The following is a 1,964-nucleotide window of genomic DNA, read 5'->3' on the forward strand; positions in this document are numbered from 1 at the left end:
CCACGTCAACACGCCTTCCATGTCCTCCCGCTCCGCTCCCATGGCCACCTACTCCATCAGCGACCTCGCCAAAGTGACCTGCCCCCCACCAGCCATACCACGGTAAACGAGAGAAGTCCGTCAACCCAGGAGAATGACGGACATGAAGAAGAGCAGGTTCAGCGACGAACAAATCATTGGCTTCTTGAGACAGGCCGAAGCCGGCATGGGCATCCCCGAGTTGTGCCGCAGCGGCGGCTTCAGCCAGGCCACGTTTTACAAATGGCGCGCGAAGTTCGGCGGCATGCAGGTCTCGGAGGCCCAGCGCCTGCGCGAGCTTGAGAGCGAGAACGCCAAGCTCAAGAAACTGCTGGCCGAGGCCCACCTGGACATCCACGCCCTCAAGAGCGTCTTCGGGGTAAAGCGCTAGCCCCACAGGCGCGCCGCGATGCCATCCGACAGATGATTGAGCAGCATCACCTCTCGGAGCGGCACGCCTGCCGCCTTGTGGGGCTATCCCGAGACAGCTACCGCCACCCGCCGCAGCCCAGCGAGGTCAACGCCAGCCTGAGTGAACAGATTCGGCAAATGGCCTTGGTGCGCCGCCGATTCGGCTACCGGCGCATCCACGACATGCTGCGCGAGCAGTTTCCGGGGGTGAACCACAAGCGCATCTATCGGTTGTACCGACAGGCCAACCTGACGGTGAAGAAGCGCCGCAAAGCCAAACGGCCAGCGCAGGAGCGTATGCCGTTGCAACTGGCCAGGAACATCAACGAGGTGCTGAGCATGGATTTCGTCTCGGACAGCCTGTCCAGTGGACGGCGCATCAAGTGCCTGACGGTGGTGGATGACTTCAGCAAGGAGTCCGTGGACATCACGGTGGACTACGGCATCTCGGGCCAATACGTCACCCGCGTGCTCGACCAAGTGGCAAGGTTCCGTGGCTATCCGGCAGCAGTGCGAACGGACAATGGCCCGGAGTTCACCAGTCGGGCGTTCCTGGCCTGGACGTACAAGAACGGGATTCGGCACATCCTGATTGAGCCGGGCAAGCCCATGCAGAACGGCTACATCGAGAGCTTCAACGGCAAGTTCAGAGATGAATGCCTCAACGAGCAGTGGTTTGAATCGTTGTCACAGGCCCGGGAGTGCATTGCACATTGGCGGCGGGATTACAACGAGGTCAGGCCGCACAGCAGTCTGGGACGCATCCCGCCGGCACGATTCGCCCAGCAGCACCGCCAGCGCGCTGGCGGTGCTGCTGGCAGTGAGCAGAAACAAAACTTCGATTAACCTTCAACCCCGGACTTCTCCAATCCGTTGGTACGGTCAATGGGGGCAGGTCAAAAGAGTTCGACCTCACCACGCGCGCCATGCGCTTTTACGAGGACATGGGCCTCCTGCAGCCCGAACGCGCCGGGCCAGGGGGACGCGTGACTTGTACTGCAAAGAAAATTGGCTGGCTCTTCCTTGTGTGCTGAAAAGCTGCTATACTCATGAATTCTTCGGAGGGGTGCCCGAGTGGCTAAAGGGGGCAGACTGTAAATCTGTTGGCTTACGCCTACACTGGTTCGAATCCAGTCCCCTCCACCAGAATTGTGAGCGATGAAGGCGTTGGGCCGCGCTTGGGCGGGCATCGGTCTCGCGGGAGTAGTTCAATGGTAGAACCCTAGCCTTCCAAGCTAATGACGCGGGTTCGATTCCCGTCTCCCGCTCCACAATTTTGTTGTTGCGTATTGAGGAGCTTTGCTCCGCATGCCCATGTGGCTCAGTGGTAGAGCACTCCCTTGGTAAGGGAGAGGTCGCGGGTCCGATTCCCGCCATGGGCACCAAATTCCAAGGGTGCGTCTCCGCTAGGGGTGCATCAATATTTGTCGTGTTGGTGTAGATTTTTTCGGAGTCGAAAAGATGGCAAAAGGTAAGTTCGAACGTACCAAGCCCCACGTGAACGTGGGCACGATCGGTCACGTGGACCATGGCAA

The 1,964-nt window shown here is 59.6% G+C and carries 1 protein-coding gene, 3 tRNA genes and 1 pseudogene; all 5 read left to right on the forward strand.

Annotation, left to right across the window (positions count from 1 at the left end; genetic code table 11):
* Window positions 1-142: 142 nt before the first annotated feature.
* A protein-coding gene (locus AVS7_RS17705) for an IS3 family transposase (RefSeq protein ID WP_369799121.1) occupies window positions 143-1,275 on the forward strand; the annotation gives its coding sequence in 2 pieces (ribosomal slippage) (window positions 143-392 and window positions 392-1,275; 1,134 coding nt in all).
* A gap of 214 nt (window positions 1,276-1,489) precedes the next feature.
* A tRNA-Tyr gene (locus AVS7_RS17710) sits at window positions 1,490-1,575 on the forward strand.
* 51 nt (window positions 1,576-1,626) lie between these two features.
* A tRNA-Gly gene (locus tag AVS7_RS17715) sits at window positions 1,627-1,700 on the forward strand.
* Window positions 1,701-1,739: 39 nt separating this feature from the next.
* Window positions 1,740-1,814 (forward strand) — tRNA-Thr (locus AVS7_RS17720).
* Window positions 1,815-1,890: 76 nt separating this feature from the next.
* Window positions 1,891-1,964, forward strand: a pseudogene (locus AVS7_RS23985) (elongation factor Tu); the annotation flags it as partial.

It is taken from the genome of Acidovorax sp. MR-S7 (genome assembly GCF_000400995.2).
Taxonomy (GTDB): domain Bacteria; phylum Pseudomonadota; class Gammaproteobacteria; order Burkholderiales; family Burkholderiaceae_C; genus MR-S7.